General features: G+C 69.5%; 1 protein-coding gene. It reads right to left on the bottom strand.

What is annotated here, in order from left to right:
* On the bottom strand, nucleotides 1-241 hold a 241-nt coding region (locus tag HYE82_RS39615), incomplete at its 3' end, for an Ig-like domain-containing protein (protein WP_369009828.1).
* Between the last annotated feature and the right edge of the window lie 8 nt (nucleotides 242-249).

A 249-nucleotide genomic window follows, 5' to 3' on the forward strand; every position in this document is an offset into this window, starting at 1 on the left:
CGAAGTCACTGTCCCCGCTGTAGACGGCAGTGACGCCATACGGACTACCCGCCGTGGAAGCGTAGGCGTGCGTGGCCGTAGCCACCCCACCCACCAACGCCACCGTCTCCGCCGGGCTCCCGTCACCAAACGTGAAGGTCACGGTCCCGGTCGGGCTGCCCGCACCCGGCACCACCGGAGCCACCGTCGCGGTGAACACCACCGGCTCACCCACCACCGACGGATCAGGCGAAGACGTCACCTGCGTGC

Source organism: Streptomyces sp. BR123, assembly GCF_013401435.1.
GTDB lineage: Bacteria > Actinomycetota > Actinomycetes > Streptomycetales > Streptomycetaceae > Streptomyces.